This window comes from Actinomyces sp. S4-C9 (assembly GCF_000758775.1).
GTDB classification, from domain to species: Bacteria; Actinomycetota; Actinomycetes; order Actinomycetales; family Actinomycetaceae; genus Gleimia; species Gleimia europaea.
In genome coordinates, this window is the sequence record NZ_JRMU01000010.1 from 122,855 (window position 1) to 139,317 (window position 16,463).

Here is a 16,463-nt window from a genome sequence, read left to right on the forward strand (position 1 = left end):
GAAGCGTGAAGTATGTGAAGTTCCTGGCAACAGTGGGTGCGGTAACGCTGCTGTTGTCGGCTTGTTCTACTATGCCGCAGGCGCAGGTGCCGGAGGAAACAGTTCAGATAGAGGCTCCCGAGCCGGCACTTCAAACCTTTTACGATCAGCGCGCTGGCTGGCAAGACTGCGATGGTGACGCGTCCGTAATGGACTTTACGGATGGGCGCGCGGCGGAAAAAGAGTTTAAGTGTGCGAAAGTAACCGTGCCCCTCGAATATGAGAGTCCGAGCAATGGCACCATCGAGTTGCAACTGGTGAAGTACTCAAAGTCTGCAGGCGCTAAGCCGCTTGTGTTCAATCCAGGTGGGCCTGGAGGTAGCGCGGTTTCTGCGCTACCGAGCATGGTGGATTACACGTTTACCGAGAAGCTGATGACAGGCTACGACATCGTTGCCGTTGATCCGAGGGGCGTTGGCCTGTCTGCCCCCGTGCGTTGTTTGACTGCCGAGGAAACTGACCAGTTTAGAGCTGAGGATACTCCCGCAACAGTGGAGGAGATCCGCGAAGCGTCTCGCAAACTGGGGGAGGCATGTCTGGAGAAGTCGCCAGAGATGGCCAGACATTCTGATTCTGAATCCGCAATGCGTGACATGGACATAGTCCGCGCAGCGCTCGGGCAGGAAAAGCTTGACTACATGGGCTTTTCTTACGGCACGTTCCTCGGAGCGTTGTACGCGGACACGTTCGCACAACAGGTAGGGCGTTTTGTGCTCGATGGGGCGCTTGACCCGTCAATACCAGTGGACGAGGTCGCAGAAGGCCAGGCTTCTGGGTTTGAAAATATTCTCGCCTTCTGGCTAGATGCGGGCTCAAAGAAGGGGCAGATTCCGCTCAAGGGCACCACGGATCAGATGAAAGAGCAATTGGGCCAGTGGTTGGAGACTTTGAAGGATGAGCCGCTACCTACCGCCGACCCGAATCGCCCGCTCACCAAAGCGTTGGCAACGTCTGCCATCCTCGCCCTCATGTATGACGATTCAACTTGGAACGTAGCTTGGGCGGGCTTGTCGCAGGCAATGAGCCAAAAAGATGGGTCCATCTTGTTGCAGGTTGCTGACCTGTATGCGGATAGGCAGGATGACGGGTCTTATAAAACCAACTCGTTTGACGCGTTCACGGTGATTAACTCTTTGGATTACAAGGCCTTGGACGATGAGCAGATGCAGATGTATGCGGACCGGATCTTGCGTAATTCGCCGCTACTAGGTGAGGGGTTCATCTACTCTTCTGCGTCTATTGAAGGCTGGCCGGTTGAGTCGCGTGACACTCGTCGAGAGGTGAAGGCAAGCGGCGCGGATCCGATTCTGGTTATTGGTACCACGTTTGACCCGGCAACCCCGTACTACTGGGCCGAGAGCCTCGTTAAGCAGTTGGAGTCTGGCCACCTGCTTAAAGTGGAGGGGCTCAAGCACACGGCCTACTCGCGTAAAGCGGGCAACTGTGTGACGGATTCGGTTGATGACTTCATGCTTGCCGGCAAGCTGCCTGATGAGGGTAAAACTTGCCAGCTACCCAAGCAATGACAGCTAATTCCGCATTGCCGGGTTATCGGTCTGGCCGAAGGGCAAGGCGCTCGCGGATTGATTTGCACTATCTGTGGTAATACCAAGGCCGCTGAGCCGGTTGTAGATCACAGCGCGCGGTTTGGCGGTGGGGGTGTTCATTCGCTAGAGTAAGGCTCGTGCCTTGTGGCGTTGCCGCCTTAGCTCAGTCGGCAGAGCGATTCACTCGTAATGAATAGGTCGTGGGTTCGATTCCCACAGGCGGCTCTGAGCTGGCCCCCGCGAAAGCGGGGGCTTTCGCATATCCATGAGAATGATTACTGTAGCGGGCGCTTTCTCCGGCGCCCAGCAGGCGCCGGACAGGGTCATCACCGGACAAAGCATGTGTCTATCAGTGAAGTGTTGTTTTCAGCCTGAGCTTTTGTTGTGGGTATGCGAAACTGCGGGTTTAGCTTGTTTCAAGCCGTAAAGATAGTGCATCTTGTTTAGCCAAGGGCTGACGTGGTCGGCCGCGGTGGCGTTGCATCGTTTAGTATGGCTACAGGCGCACTTGGATTGTTTGGTCGAAGGTTACTGAATAATTGGGTGCAGGCGTTGGTGTAACTCTGATCAGCATTGTGTGGTTTGTCGGCACTGCAGTGAGGTTCTAGCATGCGCAAAGTGACCATGCGAGATGTAGCCGAGAAGGCGGGGGTCTCTATCTCGACCGTTTCATTAGCATTGCGTAATGACGAGCGGATAACGCCTGAAACTCGTAAAGAAATCCATGATCTTGCAAGCAAAATGGGATATTCGCGTGATATCGCTGGCACTTTGTTGCGGATGGATAAGGCCAGAATCATTGGGGTTGTTGGGCAGTTAAACCAGGAGTTGCACTCGGAGTATGTTGCTCGGATGCACGAAATTGCAAGCGGAGAATGCTTCCAGCTGATCTCCCAAGATGCGAACGTTTACGGCGGCTATGAAGCTGCGTTCAACCGACTTATGCAACTACGGGTCAGTAATCTGATTGCGGTCAATCCTAGCTTTCTAGACATAGAAGTGTCGTCGGCCATTCCCTCAGTTGTAATAGGGCAGGCGTCGCCCTTCGACGGGGCAGATCTCGTGCGCTCATCTAACGAGCAGGGCATGCTAAAGCTCGTTGACCACCTGGTAAATCTGGGCCACAGGCAGGTTCTATACCTGGATGGCCCAGCAGGCATTTCCGCGCAATGTCGTCTCGATTCCATGCGCAATGCGGCCACACACTGTGGTGTTGAAGTGACGGTAGTCCCGTCAGGCAACACGATGGATGACGGTTTTAGAGTCGGCAACGAACTAGTGGAAAAAGGCCTGTTCGCCCCTAAGAGTGCAGCTGCTTACTCAACCCAAAAGAGTCCAACCGCGCTGGTGTGTTACAACGATCAATGTGCGCAGGGCGCCATCATCGCGTTGAACAGATCTGGTATTTCAGTACCTCACGATGTGTCCGTAGCAGGATTTGATAACTCCTCTATCGCGCAGTCAAAGGCATTTGATCTTACGAGCGTGGACAGAGGAGTGAACGAAGTGTCAGCTCTGGCGATCAATTTGGCGATTGAGCGTCATGAATACCCGGAGCTGTCCCCGAGAGTGCGTGAAGTTCCCACAACCCTCGTCGTTCGTAGCTCAACCGCGCCAGCGGCGCAACGTTAGTTTTAGCGCCAAAAAAGGGGCCTAATTTTCTAAAAAATTATTTTGTGAAAGAAAAGCTTGACGCGTGTTCAAACGTTTGAATACTATTGTCCTTACAAAATGGATTGAACAATTCTTTTTGCTTTTGCCTGCAAAGGAGCAGGCCGTAGTAACTAGGAGGATCCTCGAATGGAACGCAGAGGACTTTTTGCAATAAATAGAATCGCGCCGGGTGGCATTCCGATCAGTCACCAGCGCAAAAAGTGGCTACTGGAATTTATGAAGGTGTATGCCGTGCTGGTCATTGGCTACGGATCCTTTTACCTTCTGCGAACAAACTTCAAAGCAGCACAGCCTGAGCTCATTAACCAAGCAGGTTTTTCAACTACAGAACTAGGTATTATCGGATTCGCATTCTCCCTAACATACGGGTTCGGTGGCCTCTTTCTTGGTTTCTACTTCGACGGTCGAAATACTAAGAAAGCGCTCGGCTTCCTGGTTACGGCAGCGGGCATACTTTCTGTAATCATCGGCCTTGTGCTGATGACCATGCGTCACCCATACGGCTTCTTGATTCTGCTATGGTCCATAAACGGATTGTTTCAAGCCCCAGGCGGCCCGTGTTCTAACTCCACGATGAACCGTTGGACGCCAAGACAGTTACGAGGCCGCTTCATCGGCTGGTGGAATGCTTCGCACAACCTAGGTGCCATGCTTGCGGGTCTGCTCGCAGTGTGGGGTGCAAACACGTTCTTTGGTGGATCCGTAGCCGGCATGTTCATCGTGCCCGGCTTGGTTGCAATCCCCATCGGTATTTGGGGCTACTTCTACGGCAAAGATGACCCGGCAGAACTTGGGTGGAACACTGCAGAGGAGATTTTTGATGAACCTACCGCTCAGGTAGACGTTGCTTCCATCAATCTCAGCAAGCGACAAATTCTGGTCAATTACGTACTAAAGAACCCAGCGGTTTGGCTACTGTGCATTGCTAACGTTGCGGCGTACACCGTCCGTATTGGCATCGATAACTGGAACGTCCTCTATTCTCAAACCGAACTAGGGTTCTCTCAATACACCGCTGTAAACACAACCTTTGCACTAGAAACCGGCGGCCTTCTTGGCTCGCTATTGTGGGGTTACTTCTCCGATAAGCTTGGCGGCAGGCGCGCGCTTAGCGCAGCTATCGGCATTGCCTTGGTGACAATACCGATTTGGATGTACTCGCAGGCAACAACTGTTGGAATGGTTTACGTTTCGCTATTCTTCATTGGTTTCCTAATCTTTGGCCCCGTAACCCTGATCGGCATTTGCGTGATTGGGTTTGCCCCAAAGAATGCAACAGTGGTTGTAAACGCAGTGCCTCGCGCTTTTGGTTACGTATTCGGCGATTCGATGGCAAAGGTTCTTCTGGGACGTATTGCTGACCCGACGAAGGACGGCGTTGAGATTTTCGGACATGTGCTCCACGGATGGGGTTCTACCTTCACCGTGCTGTTTGTCTCCTCATTTGTTGGTTTAATCTGTCTCGTCCTGGTTGCTGTTTTTGAAGAACGAAACCTGCGACGCGACAAGCAGGCCGCACAAGCAAAAGAAGCGGTAGGACAGTTAGGAGAAACTAGCGATGACGCGTGAATCATTAACGCATGAAGAACTGCGTGACATTGCCATAGCCGCAGTGGAGGATGCGTGTGAAACCGCAAAAAATCCGCCCAGCGACTTGGGCATTTCGTGCAAGACCAACCGCAATGATCTTGTTACAGCGATCGACAAGAAGATAGAAGAGGACATTGCGCAGGTACTTGCGCAGCAGACTGGATACGCGCTTCTTGGCGAAGAACGGCATTCGCTTTCCTCTTTTGCTGGACGTGTTTGGGTGCTTGATCCTATTGACGGCACGATGAATTACGTTGAAACTCATCGGGACTTTGCGATATCTCTCGCGCTATGTGAAGACGGAGTGCCTGTTGTTGCGGTCATTGCTGACGTAATGAAGGGTGCGATCTACAGTGCGATTAAAGGCCAGGGCGCCTTTTGCGGTGAAGAGCCGCTAGCTCTCGTGGACGCGGAGAGGACGTATCAAGATGCCGTGATCATCACGGATATCAAAGAAATTAATGCCTTGCCTAGGTTGCAACAAATTCTGCTCGAATCACGCGGGCATCGGCGTTACGGTTCGGCTGCACTAGAGATCGTTGAGGTTGCGGCTTCGCGTGCTGGAGCCTTTGTTCACCTTTGGGTTTCGCCATGGGATATTGCCGCTGCAACTCTAATCTGCCAAGAGGCCGGAGGCACGGTCACGCGCCTTGATGGAACTCCGATGGACATACGGTACAAAGGGTCTGTATTGGCTGCGTGGCCAACTGTGCATCGAACCGTGCATAATCGTCTGATCGTCGAACCCGTCTAGTGGGTACTTAATTTGGTTCGCTCATGGCTTTTAAAGCTGTGAAAGCGAGCGTATAAAAGTGGGCTACCGACCAGAACCCAGGGTTGGTAGCCCACTTGATTTATTGGGTAGCCCTGGTTCGAAATATCCTGCGAAGCCGAACGTGAGTTACGCGTTCTTAGCACATTGTGGTGCTCTGTCTACTCGGGTGATCGGATTGTGACGGCCCCGAATTCGTTCCTCCTGAAATTGTTATCTTGGAAAGCACCATCGTCGATTTACTGTTGAAGGAGGAAAGATGGCGATTCGTACCACCCATGTCGGCTCCCTGCCGCGTACCGAAGAACTGCTCAACGCAAATTTGAGGAGAAAAGAGATGGGAGAGCGCATGTTCGCCCAGATCCTTCAGTCTTCGGTAAATGATGTTGTTGCAAGGCAGCAAGAGATCGGCATTGACTGGGTTAATGACGGCGAGTACGGCCACGTAATGACTGAAAAACTCGATTTCGGTCCGTGGTGGTACTACTCGTTCTCGCGTTTTTCGGGGCTCGAAATGACTGACGAAGAGTACCCGCTTGCGCCACCCGCACCCGGTTCTAACATCCAGTTGGTGGAGTTCGAGCAGCGCCGAGACTGGGTGAAGTTCAAAGAAGTTTATTCGGATCCGGAGGCCGCGGTACTACCCGGCGTGAAGCAGCTGTCGGAAGATGACCAAGCTAAGCAGGGCTTCCCTGCGATTACCGGTCCGATCGAGTACATCGGTCATGACGCTGTAAAGCAGGATATTGATGCGCTGGTTACCGCTCTTGAGGCTAACGGAATTGATCGCAAAGACGGGTTTATAGCCGCGGTTTCTCCCGGCTCGGCAGCCCGTCTGTCTAACGCCTACTACGACAATGATGAAGAGGTCGTGCAGGCGTGGGCGCAAGCCCTTCGCGAAGAGTATCGCGCCATTACGGACGCGGGCCTCACCGTGCAGATCGATGATCCGTCACTGGCAGAATCGTGGGATCAAATCAATCCTGCGCCCAGTTTTGATGACTACAGGCGTTATATCCAGGTGCGTGTTGATGCGATTAATACCGCGCTAGAAGGGATTGATCCTGATCTGGTGCGCCTACATCTTTGCTGGGGTTCTTGGCACGGGCCGCACACCACGGATATTCCGTTGAAGGAAATCGTGGACAACGTTTTGACCGTCAACGCCAAATACATTTCGTTCGAGGGGGCCAATGCGCGTCACGAACATGAGTGGACGGTTTGGCGTGAAGTCGACCTGCCCTCGGACCTGGTTTTGGTTCCTGGCGTTGTCAGTCATTCTACGAACGTTGTGGAACACCCTGAGCTGGTAGCTCAACGCATTTCCAGATTCGTGGACATCGTTGGCCCAGATCGGGTGGTGGCATCCACGGACTGCGGCTTCGGGGGACGTATTCATCCCTCGATCGCGTGGGCGAAGTTGAAGTCATTGGCTGAGGGCGCGCAACTAGTTTAAGCTCACACAGAAACGAAACCTCCGCGAAAGCGGAGGTTTCGTCATGTAACGGCGGATTTCGAGGATAAAAATGAAAACGTCGGCTAGGAATGCTTGAAAGTGTCGGTTAAAATAGATTGAAAATGTCGGATAAAAGCTCTTGAAAATGGCGGATAGGAGTTTTTGGCATGGCTGATTACATTCCTAGAGTGGCTGATAAATACCTCGTGGAGGCACTTCAACGTGCGGGCGCGGTGCTCGTTGAAGGGCCCAAAGGTTGTGGAAAAACCGAAACCTCCCGTCAAGCTTCCAAGAGCGAAGTCCAAGTTGATACCGATCCGAACGTGGCGATAGCAGTCGATTTAGATCCCGCCCTTGTACTTGAAGGAGCTGTGCCCCGCCTCATCGATGAATGGCAGATTCATCCGGTGCTTTGGGATGTGGCTCGTCGGATAGTGGACCAGCGCCGCGCCAAAGGGCAGTTCATACTCACCGGTTCTACGGCACCGAGTGAATCGGTAGCGAAGCACTCTGGCGCGGGCAGGTTTGCTCGGTTAACGATGCGCACCATGACCATGTTTGAGTCTGGAGAGGCATTTGGAGGCGTGTCTATATCGGAGCTCGCTAAGGGTGAATCTTTTACCAGCGTCGGAGAAGACTGGACGGTTCATGACCTCTTTGAGCGTATTTGCCGGGGAGGGTGGCCGGGTAACCTTGACCTCAATATCAAACAGGCACAAGAGAACAACAAAGATTACCTGCGCACTATCGCTGAGGTAGACATTAATACCCCTGATGGTGTGCGTCGGGACCCCGTGCGGGTGATGGCAGTGCTCCGTTCTTTGGCTAGGGGAGTGGGAACAGAAATGAGCGTCACCACAATTGCAAACGACGCGGGGGTGACCCGGGAAACTGTATCCGACTATCTGGACTCTCTTGCTCGAATCTTCGTTAGCGAAGATCAACCTGCCTGGACGCAACAGTTGCGTTCGCGCGTGCCTCTTCGACAAGCTCCTAAACGTCACCTGACGGACCCGGCGTTGGCAATGGCCGCACTCGGAAAAGGGCCCGAAGCTCTGCTGGGCGACCTCAAATACGCTGGTCAGCTTTTTGAATCATTTGTTGTCCATGAACTGCGAGCTTTGACGCGAGGGTTCGTCTATCATGCTCGACTTCAGAACCAACAGGAGGTTGACGCGCTCGTTGAGATAGATGGAACCGTCCTAGTGATTGAAATGAAACTCGGGCATAATCCGGCAGTCGTAGACCGGGCAGCTGAAAACCTATTGCGATTCAGCGAGCTTATAGATTTGCCCACGGTTCCCCTCGTGATCACGGGTAGCGGATTGTCATATCGGCGAGAAGACGGAGTTAACGTAGCATCAGTTGCTGCGCTTGAGCCTTAACTGTAAGCAAGGCGCTTCCTTGCTAAGAGGCAAAACCTAACAACTAATTTGGTGCGGCAACACTGGAATCCGCGTGTTTTGCGAGGCCGCGCAATTTAGTGGCCTGGGGCTCACTTGTCCGACACGGATCGTTCCTGGCCGCGATACCTGCCGTTAACTTTGGATCCCTACAGTTTCACGCATGTGGTCGATTACGTCTGCCAAAGAACGGCGTGACACGCTGCAAAAACGCTCAGACCGGCCTGACTGGAACGAGTGGTGGCTAGCAGCAATCTTGCTCGTTCCCAACCTGATTTTCCTTGCGGTATTCACTTACCGTCCGCTTGCCGATAATATCCGCCTATCGTTCACCAACTGGAACATCTCCTCACCGACTGCGGAATATATCGGATTTGCTAACTACAAAGAATGGTGGAGCCATCCAAATACTTGGACAGTGGTCACCAACACCGTAGTGTTCACAGCGGCAACCGTGATCGGATCGCTACTACTGGGCCTGGGCCTTGCCCTTGTGCTCGATCAAAAGCTAAAGGGTCGAAACTTTGTTCGCTCGGTAGTGTTTGCGCCCTACATCATCTCTGGAGCCGCAATCGGGGTTGCCTTCCAGTTCGTGTTCGACCCCAGCTTCGGCCTCATTGCAGACATTTTTATTCGCTTGGGTAGCCAGTCGCCGGACTTCTATCAACGCCCCGGCTGGGCTCTTTTCATGGTGACCCTGACTTACATTTGGAAGAACTTGGGCTACAGCTTCGTCATCTACCTCGCTGCCTTGCAGGGCCGGCGCAAAGACCTGGACGAAGCGGCAGAAATCGATGGAACCTCTGCGTGGAGGCGCCTCACCCGCGTGCTTCTGCCCCAATTGCGCCCCACAACGTTCTTCCTGTCAATCACCGTGTTGCTCAACTCGATGCAGGTGTTCGACATTATCAACGTGATGACTCGGGGTGGCCCGCAGGGCACTGGAACGACCACGATGGTCTACCAGGTTTACCAAGAAACGTTTGTGAATTCTCGTGCGGGATACGGCGCAACCGTCGCAACCATCCTGTTCCTCATCCTGCTGGTAGTCACCATGATTCAAGTGCGTTACATGCAGCGAGGTGAAAAGTGAGCGCTCTACGCATGCCTCTTCGAAGGAAGAACAAGAAGAACAGTGACTCTCACGAAGAACTCAACTACGTGGGCCAGCACTGGGGATTCAAAGTCCTTGGCTACGCGGCCATGGCCCTGTCCCTAGCCATCATCCTCGTGCCCATCTACTGGATCGTGATTGCTGCGTTCAAAACTCCGGGTGATATTTACACCCATCCGGCCAATTACTGGCCTAACCCGTGGACGCTGGACAACTTTGAGACGGTTCGCAGTGACCTCGCGTTTGGAAAATACCTGCGCAACTCAATCATCATTACCGCGGTTCTCTCGGCCATCAAGATTGCGCTGGGAGTCGCCTCGGCCTACGCCCTCGCACTTTTGCGCTTCCCGGGGCGCAATCTCATATTCCTGTTTGTGATCGCGTCCTTGATGGTGCCTAATCAGATCACCGTCATCTCCAACTACTCGCTCATTGCAACCATGGGTCTGCGCAACACCTTCATCGGCATAATCATGCCTCTTGCAGGCACCGCGTTTGGCACATTCCTAATGCGCAACCACTTCATGTCACTACCCACCGAAGTGATTGAGGCGGCAAGAATGGACGGAGCGCGTCCCATGAAACTTCTGTTCCGCATCGTTCTTCCGATGTCGTGGCCCACACTGTCCGCGTTCGCTCTCATCACCATCGTCAACGACTGGAACGAATACCTCTGGCCGTTCCTCATGTCGGACGACGAGTCCACTGCGCCCCTCCAAATTGGCCTTACCTTCCTCCAAAACAACGAAGGTATGACCAACTGGGGGCCCGTAATGGCCGGAACCGTACTAGCTGTCATCCCCGTACTCATCGTCTTCCTGATTCTGCAGAAGAACATGATCAAGGGGCTAACATCCGGCGCTGTCAAGGGGTAATCCCAAAACGCGCCACCAACATCTGATCCATCCCAAAACAACAATCACCTGAAAGGTAGAAAATGGACATTCGACGCATTGGCATCGCCGGCTTCGCGGCCGTCGCGCTTGGCCTCGCAGGTTGCGCCGGAACGGGCAGCGCCCCAACTGACAACGGCGCAGACAACTCCGGCGCTGACCAAGCTGATGTTACCACCATCGAGTTCTGGTCAAACCACCCCGGATCTTCGAAGGCTCTTGAAGAAGAGATGATCGCAGCTTTCGAGGCTGAGAATCCCGACATCAAGGTTAAGCTGACCGATGCGGGTAAGAACTATGAGGAAGTGGCCCAGAAGTTCAACGCTGCGCTATCGGGTGGACAGGTGCCTGACCTCGTTGTTGCATCCGACGTGACCTGGTTCAACTTCGCACTGAACGATCAGCTCGCTCCGCTAGATGAGCTACTGGACCCGGCAGACACCGCTGACTACGTTCCCAGCCTCTACGACGAGTACGTGCTAAACGACAAGCACTTTGCCGTACCTTACGCGCGCTCCACGCCGCTGTTCTACTACAACAAGGACATGTGGCAGGCAGCCGGTCTGCCTGACCGCGGCCCGAACACCTGGCAGGAATGGAACGACGAGTTCGCTCCTAAGCTTGCGCAGGCAAACCCGAACGTGGCTCCGCTGGTGATTCCCGATGGTTCCTCCTACATGGACTGGTACTTCCAGGGAATGATCTGGTCAATGGGTGGCGCGTACTCCAAGGACTACACCATGTCCATGTCTTCGCCGGAATCTGTGAAGGCCGGCGAGTTCCTTAAGTCGCAGTTCGACCAGGGCTACTTCAAGGCGGTTAAGGAAGCCACCGCTCCGTTCGTATCCGGTCAGGGTGCGGCAATGCTCGAATCCACCGGTTCGCTTAAGGGCGTGAGCGAGGATGGCAAGATCAACGTAGGCACCGCCTTCCTCCCCACGCCCGAGGGTGTTCCCGGATGTCCTACCGGTGGTGCTGGCGTTGGTATCGCGGCCAAGTCTGAGAAGAAGGAAGCCGCAGCTAAGTTCCTCGCCTTCCTCACCAACACGGAAAACGCGGTGAAGTTCTCGCAGTCCACGGGCTACATGCCGGTACGCATCTCCGCTAAGGAGACCGACGAGGCAAAGAAGTACTTTGAGGAGAACCCGAACTTCAAGACCGCTGTAGACCAGCTTGAGTTCACCCAGAAGCAGGATGCTGGACGCGTCTACGTTTCCGGTGGTGGTATGCGTATTGGTGCAGCGCTAGATAAGATCGCGCAGGGCGCTGACGTTGCGCAGACTTTCAAGCAAATCGATGAGGAACAGCAGGGAATCATCGACTCCGACATCAAGCCAAAGCTCCAGTAGCGGCTTGGTAAATCGAACTATTTTGGCCTCTTCAATAAGCAGAGCTTAGCTCTGCGGCCGTGCCCCACTTAGCGGGGAGTGCAAGTGGGGCACGGCCACCCTAAGAGGCCAACAATATGGACCTAGATCCAAGTTAGATAACTACTGAAGGACAAACCGTGGCTAGTGTGACTTTTGAATCCGCAACCCGAGTCTTCTCTGGCGCCTCCAAGCCCGCAGTTGATTCGCTCAACCTCCAAATAGAAGACGGCGAATGCGTTGTACTGGTTGGGCCTTCCGGATGCGGGAAATCCACCTCGTTACGAATGGTTGCAGGCCTGGAGCCCACCACGTCTGGTCGCGTCCTTATCGGTGATAAAGACATGACAGGTGTGCGTCCTCGTTCGCGGGACGTCGCCATGGTTTTCCAGTCTTACGCTCTGTACCCCAATATGACCGTGGCGCAAAACATGGCATTTGCGCTAGAGAACATGAAGGTATCTAAGAGCGAAATTAAAGAACGCGTGCAGTGGGCTGCCAGCATGCTAGAACTCGATGAGCTGTTGGAGCGTAAACCCTCCGCGCTATCTGGAGGTCAGCGTCAGCGTGTGGCGATGGGGCGCGCAATCGTGCGCAAACCTACCGTGTTCTGCATGGACGAGCCACTATCCAACCTCGACGCTAAACTACGCGTCACGATGCGCGGCGAGATCGCGAACCTGCAGCGCAACCTGGGCGTAACCACGGTGTACGTGACCCACGACCAGGTGGAAGCCATGACCATGGGAGACCGCGTTGCCGTAATGCGGGACGGCCAGCTCCAGCAGGTTGATACGCCCGAACACCTCTACTCCAACCCCAACAATGCCTTCGTTGCCGGATTCATCGGCTCGCCAGCAATCACCCTTTTCAACACGACCGTAGATGGCGGCCGAGCCCTCCTGGGCAGCAACGATGTGCACCTCCCTCGAACTGTTGCCGAGGCGGCCGGGCCGCAGGTCATTGTTGGCGTGCGCCCCGAAGCATGGGACGTGGTTGCGCCCTCTGAAGGCGGAATTCCGATCCGTACCAGCCACGTTGAACTCCTGGGCTCACAAGCTTTCCTCTACGGCGAAATGGTAGATGCAAACGGTGTTGTCACCGCTCCCGAAAGAGTTGCGGTAATGCTTCACCGCAAAGCCCGCCCCCAGCCCGGCGACATTGTCTACGTGCGTCCACAAGAAGACGAAATCCTCTTCTTCGACGCTGAAACCGAACACGCGATCCGCTAGGCCACGCCGCGCTGGCAACCGCTTAGTGAGTCGACATTTTGCATCTGCCGGTGTGCGCTCTCCCAGAAGAATAAGCAACAGAAAATTTGCGCTGCGCTTTCGTAATATGAAAGCAAAGAATAAGCTGCGTAGTTTTCTGGAAGTGTTTGATGGACGAGCCTTTCGACCTGCCGCCCGGCCTATACGAGACGATTATTGACGCCGGTCTCGAAGCGGCCCTGCACAAGTATGGACAGCGCGTCGTAAGTGAAGCCATTGACAACGCGGACTTCCCCTACGTCATATCCAAATACATAGCGGAACGATTTGAAAACTCCCTCTTGAAAACCAAAGGGCAACGCGAGAGGTTCCTCCTAACAGACCGAGTTCTGGAGGTCATTAACGGCGGAAACAGCGCAGACAAACCGATTGCCTTGAGGGACGGCAGAGCGCAGCTACTTACGGAAATCAAAGTTTTTGACAACTCGGACAAAACCGTGAGGCCCGATACTCCGCTTACTGACGCGGCGCTACTGACCAACGCCGAGTATGACCCCTCTATTCAAACGGAGCTTAAGAAGGAGTTTCGTTCTGCGGACCGTGTGGACGCCCTCATCGCATTCATTAAATGGACGGGGATCCGCACTATTGCTGAAGAACTCGCTGATCTCAAAGCTCGTGGGGTTCCTATCCGTATCATTACAACCACGTACATGGGGGCTACAGATCGCAGAGCTCTTGACCGCCTCGTTCGCGATTACGGCGCTCAAATCAAGATCAACTACAACACCAAATCCACGCGCCTGCATGCGAAAGCCTGGCTGATTCACCGCAACACTGGCTACCACACCGCATTCGTAGGCTCCTCCAACCTGTCGGCTGCCGCTATGCAGGACGGCCTGGAATGGAATGTGCGTCTGGCAAAAAATAACACTCCCGCGGTATTTGAAAAGTTCGAAACTACCTTCGACTCATACTGGGCCTCGCCCTCGTTTGAAATTTACGATCCAGATCGCGACGCGGCAAAACTTGACCGGGCGCTCCAAGATGGGCGTGGTTTCGAGCAGAAATCTGACGCCGAGATTGACTTCACCGCACTCGACATACGGCCCTATCCCTACCAGCAGATCATGCTGGACGACCTCGAGTATGAACGAGCGATGGGGTGCCACAAAAACCTTGTTGTGGCTGCCACGGGCACCGGGAAGACCGTTGTGGCGGCGCTCGATTACAAGGCGCTACGCGAACGCATGGCCAGCGAGCTGGGCCGGCCCCCTCGAACACTGTTTGTGGCCCACCGCAACGAGATTTTGAACCAATCCATGAGGACCTTCCGCGATGTAGTGAAGTCGCGGCAGATCATCTGGTCCACCTCCGATGGCTACAGTCTGGCACAGCTCAATGACGCTACGCTGAACCGCTACGACAACATCGCTTTCGCCTCTATCCAGTCACTTCGCCCAGACGTGCTGAACGAAATTCCGCGAGATTTCTTTGACATCATCATTATCGACGAATTCCACCACGCTCAAGCCGCCAGTTATCAGCGCCTGATGCGCCACTTCAATGCACGCGAGTTGGTGGGCCTGACCGCAACCCCTGAGCGCGGTGACGGCGTGAACGTTGCCCTCGAATTCTTCAACGGGCGTGTGGCAAGCGAACTGAGGCTATGGGACGCACTAGAAGAAGGCCTGCTGTGTCCCTTCCACTACTTCATTCAATATGACGACACGGACTTATCCGGCGTAAAAATGGTGCGCGGTGACTACGTAACCAGTGAGTTGTCGAATGTCCTGACCGGCAATGACGCGCGTGTGCGTCAGATTGTGCAGGCCATGCGCGACAAGATCTTAGACTTAGAGGGCATGCGTGCACTTTGCTTTTGCGTGGACATTGATCATGCAAAATACATGGCGCGCTCGTTTAGAAAGTTTGGCCTCAAAGCCGAGTACGTCACCTCCGCTGAATCCTCTATGGAGCGTGACAAGGCGCTTGGAGCCCTCGCTAGCGGCCAAATTCAGATCATTTGCTCAGTAGATATTTTCAACGAGGGCGTTGACGTGCCGAGTGTAGACACGGTGTTGATGCTACGGCCAACCCAATCCCCCACGGTGTTCTTGCAGCAACTAGGCCGCGGCTTGCGGCTGTCGAATAACAAGACGGTCTTAACTGTTTTGGACTTTGTGGGTAACCAAAACGAGGCCTTCCGCTTCGACCTTAAGTTGCAGGTGCTTACGGGTACGTCGCGCAAGAATCTCATGGCAGCTGTGGAGAAGGGCTTTAGTCATCTGCCTGCCGGATCGCAGATTTTCCTCGAAGAAAAGTCGCAGAAGGTAGTCCTGCAATCAATAAAGAACAATCTGAACGTATCCACGCAGAAACTACCGGCCGAAATTCGGAACGCGGCCCTTGCCGCGCGGGTTGACGCGCAGGACTACCAACTCACGGATTATTTGAAAGACTCCCACCGCGACATTGCAGACATTTACAGTCGAAAAGACTTCAGAAAGCGCCCCATTTCGTGGAAGCGTTTACTGCACGTGGCGGCCACGGGTAGCGATCTCGCCGCGGATGCTTATGAGGACGTTCGCCGCAGGCTTCGCGCTTTCGCGCACGTGTCTGACCCAGAGCGGATCGAAATCTACCTCAAGATTCTTTCCACGCCACACTACCGTTACGAGGCGATGACGGCGCGCGAAAAGTTCTACGCGCACATGCTCATGTACTCGTTTTGGCCCAGCGGTAAACGTGACGAGAAAAAGATCGCGTCCATCGACTACGCCTTGCAAGTTTTGAGATCCACACCGGACCTCGTTGATGAACTGAGGCAAATATTCGTAGCTGTTAGTGATCGTACGAAGAAGCTATACCAGCAGCCCGCTGGCGAAATGGGGCTGTGGTCACCGCTTAAAGTGGGCGCGGTGTACACGCGCGAAGAATTGCTGGCTGGCATCGGCGTTGGATACGAGTTTCAAGGCCAGGCGCCCGGCGGCGTGCGTGAGGGGGTTAAGTACTGCGAGTACACCAACACGGAAGCCTTGCTGGTGACACTTGTAAAGTCGGAGGCTGACTATTCACCTAACACTCTGTACCGCGATTTCGCGCTTACACCCACGCTATTTCACTGGGAATCGCAGTCTAGCGCAGGACCGCACACCAAGGCGGGCATGCGGTACCTGGAGGGGGAATCCAACATTGCCCTCTTCATCAGAGAGCATAAGAAAGACGCTTTGGGGGAGGGTGCGGCATACACATTCGCTGGTCCCGCGCATCTGGTTGAAGCCAAAGGGGCGCGGCCGATGCAGATCACGTGGGAGCTTGACCACTCGCTGCCTCCAGACCTTTACATGTCCGCCCGGGCGGTAGCTTCCTAACTTAGCGCCACAAATCGGGTAGG

General features: G+C 54.2%; 11 protein-coding genes and 1 tRNA gene. All 12 read left to right on the top strand.

Annotated elements, in window-relative coordinates:
- Positions 1-5 precede the first annotated feature (5 nt).
- The 12 genes from HMPREF1628_RS05035 (at position 6) to HMPREF1628_RS05090 (ending at position 16,440) form a co-directional block, all read left to right on the top strand.
- Positions 6-1,565: an alpha/beta hydrolase gene (locus HMPREF1628_RS05035; protein ID WP_052038888.1), complete on the top strand. Its 1,560-nt coding sequence runs from the start codon at positions 6-8 to the stop codon at positions 1,563-1,565.
- A 173-nt stretch (positions 1,566-1,738) separates the two neighbouring features.
- A tRNA-Thr gene (locus HMPREF1628_RS05040) sits at positions 1,739-1,811 on the top strand.
- A gap of 399 nt (positions 1,812-2,210) precedes the next feature.
- A complete protein-coding gene (locus HMPREF1628_RS05045; protein ID WP_232219392.1) occupies positions 2,211-3,218 on the top strand; it encodes a LacI family DNA-binding transcriptional regulator in 1,008 nt (335 codons plus the stop codon).
- 168 nt (positions 3,219-3,386) lie between these two features.
- Entirely contained in the window at positions 3,387-4,829 is a 1,443-nt protein-coding gene (gene uhpT / locus HMPREF1628_RS05050) for a hexose-6-phosphate:phosphate antiporter (RefSeq protein ID WP_052038889.1), read from the top strand.
- Positions 4,819-5,604, top strand: a complete 786-nt coding sequence (locus HMPREF1628_RS05055) for an inositol monophosphatase family protein (protein WP_034508763.1) — start codon at positions 4,819-4,821, stop codon at positions 5,602-5,604. Before uhpT ends, HMPREF1628_RS05055 begins: the two co-directional genes overlap by 11 nt.
- A 277-nt stretch (positions 5,605-5,881) precedes the next feature.
- Complete coding sequence (locus tag HMPREF1628_RS05060) at positions 5,882-7,078, top strand: cobalamin-independent methionine synthase II family protein (protein ID WP_034508767.1); 1,197 nt, start codon at positions 5,882-5,884, stop codon at positions 7,076-7,078.
- Between the two features lie 167 nt (positions 7,079-7,245).
- Entirely contained in the window at positions 7,246-8,463 is a 1,218-nt protein-coding gene (locus HMPREF1628_RS05065) for an ATP-binding protein (RefSeq protein WP_084703251.1), read from the top strand.
- Positions 8,464-8,644: 181 nt separating this feature from the next.
- Complete coding sequence (locus tag HMPREF1628_RS05070; protein ID WP_034508770.1) at positions 8,645-9,574, top strand: carbohydrate ABC transporter permease; 930 nt, start codon at positions 8,645-8,647, stop codon at positions 9,572-9,574.
- Entirely contained in the window at positions 9,571-10,470 is a 900-nt protein-coding gene (locus HMPREF1628_RS05075) for a carbohydrate ABC transporter permease (RefSeq protein WP_232219389.1), read from the top strand. The genes HMPREF1628_RS05070 and HMPREF1628_RS05075 overlap by 4 nt, the downstream gene beginning before the upstream one ends.
- 62 nt (positions 10,471-10,532) lie before the next feature.
- Complete coding sequence (locus HMPREF1628_RS05080; RefSeq protein WP_034508773.1) at positions 10,533-11,837, top strand: ABC transporter substrate-binding protein; 1,305 nt, start codon at positions 10,533-10,535, stop codon at positions 11,835-11,837.
- Positions 11,838-11,995: 158 nt separating this feature from the next.
- Entirely contained in the window at positions 11,996-13,087 is a 1,092-nt protein-coding gene (locus HMPREF1628_RS05085; protein ID WP_034508776.1) for an ABC transporter ATP-binding protein, read from the top strand.
- Positions 13,088-13,236: 149 nt separating this feature from the next.
- Complete coding sequence (locus tag HMPREF1628_RS05090; protein ID WP_034508779.1) at positions 13,237-16,440, top strand: DEAD/DEAH box helicase; 3,204 nt, start codon at positions 13,237-13,239, stop codon at positions 16,438-16,440.
- Positions 16,441-16,463 lie beyond the last annotated feature (23 nt).

Excerpts from the sequence above, each read along its gene's own strand:
- HMPREF1628_RS05045 (WP_232219392.1), top strand. The coding sequence starts at position 2,211 with ATGCGAGATGTAGCCGAGAAGGCGGGGGTCTCTATCTCGACCGTTTCA.
- uhpT (WP_052038889.1), top strand. The coding sequence starts at position 3,387 with ATGGAACGCAGAGGACTTTTTGCAATAAATAGAATCGCGCCGGGTGGC.
- HMPREF1628_RS05055 (WP_034508763.1), top strand. The coding sequence starts at position 4,819 with ATGACGCGTGAATCATTAACGCATGAAGAACTGCGTGACATTGCCATA.
- HMPREF1628_RS05060 (WP_034508767.1), top strand. The coding sequence starts at position 5,882 with ATGGCGATTCGTACCACCCATGTCGGCTCCCTGCCGCGTACCGAAGAA.
- HMPREF1628_RS05065 (WP_084703251.1), top strand. The coding sequence starts at position 7,246 with ATGGCTGATTACATTCCTAGAGTGGCTGATAAATACCTCGTGGAGGCA.
- HMPREF1628_RS05070 (WP_034508770.1), top strand. The coding sequence starts at position 8,645 with ATGTGGTCGATTACGTCTGCCAAAGAACGGCGTGACACGCTGCAAAAA.
- HMPREF1628_RS05080 (WP_034508773.1), top strand. The coding sequence starts at position 10,533 with ATGGACATTCGACGCATTGGCATCGCCGGCTTCGCGGCCGTCGCGCTT.
- HMPREF1628_RS05090 (WP_034508779.1), top strand. The coding sequence starts at position 13,237 with ATGGACGAGCCTTTCGACCTGCCGCCCGGCCTATACGAGACGATTATT.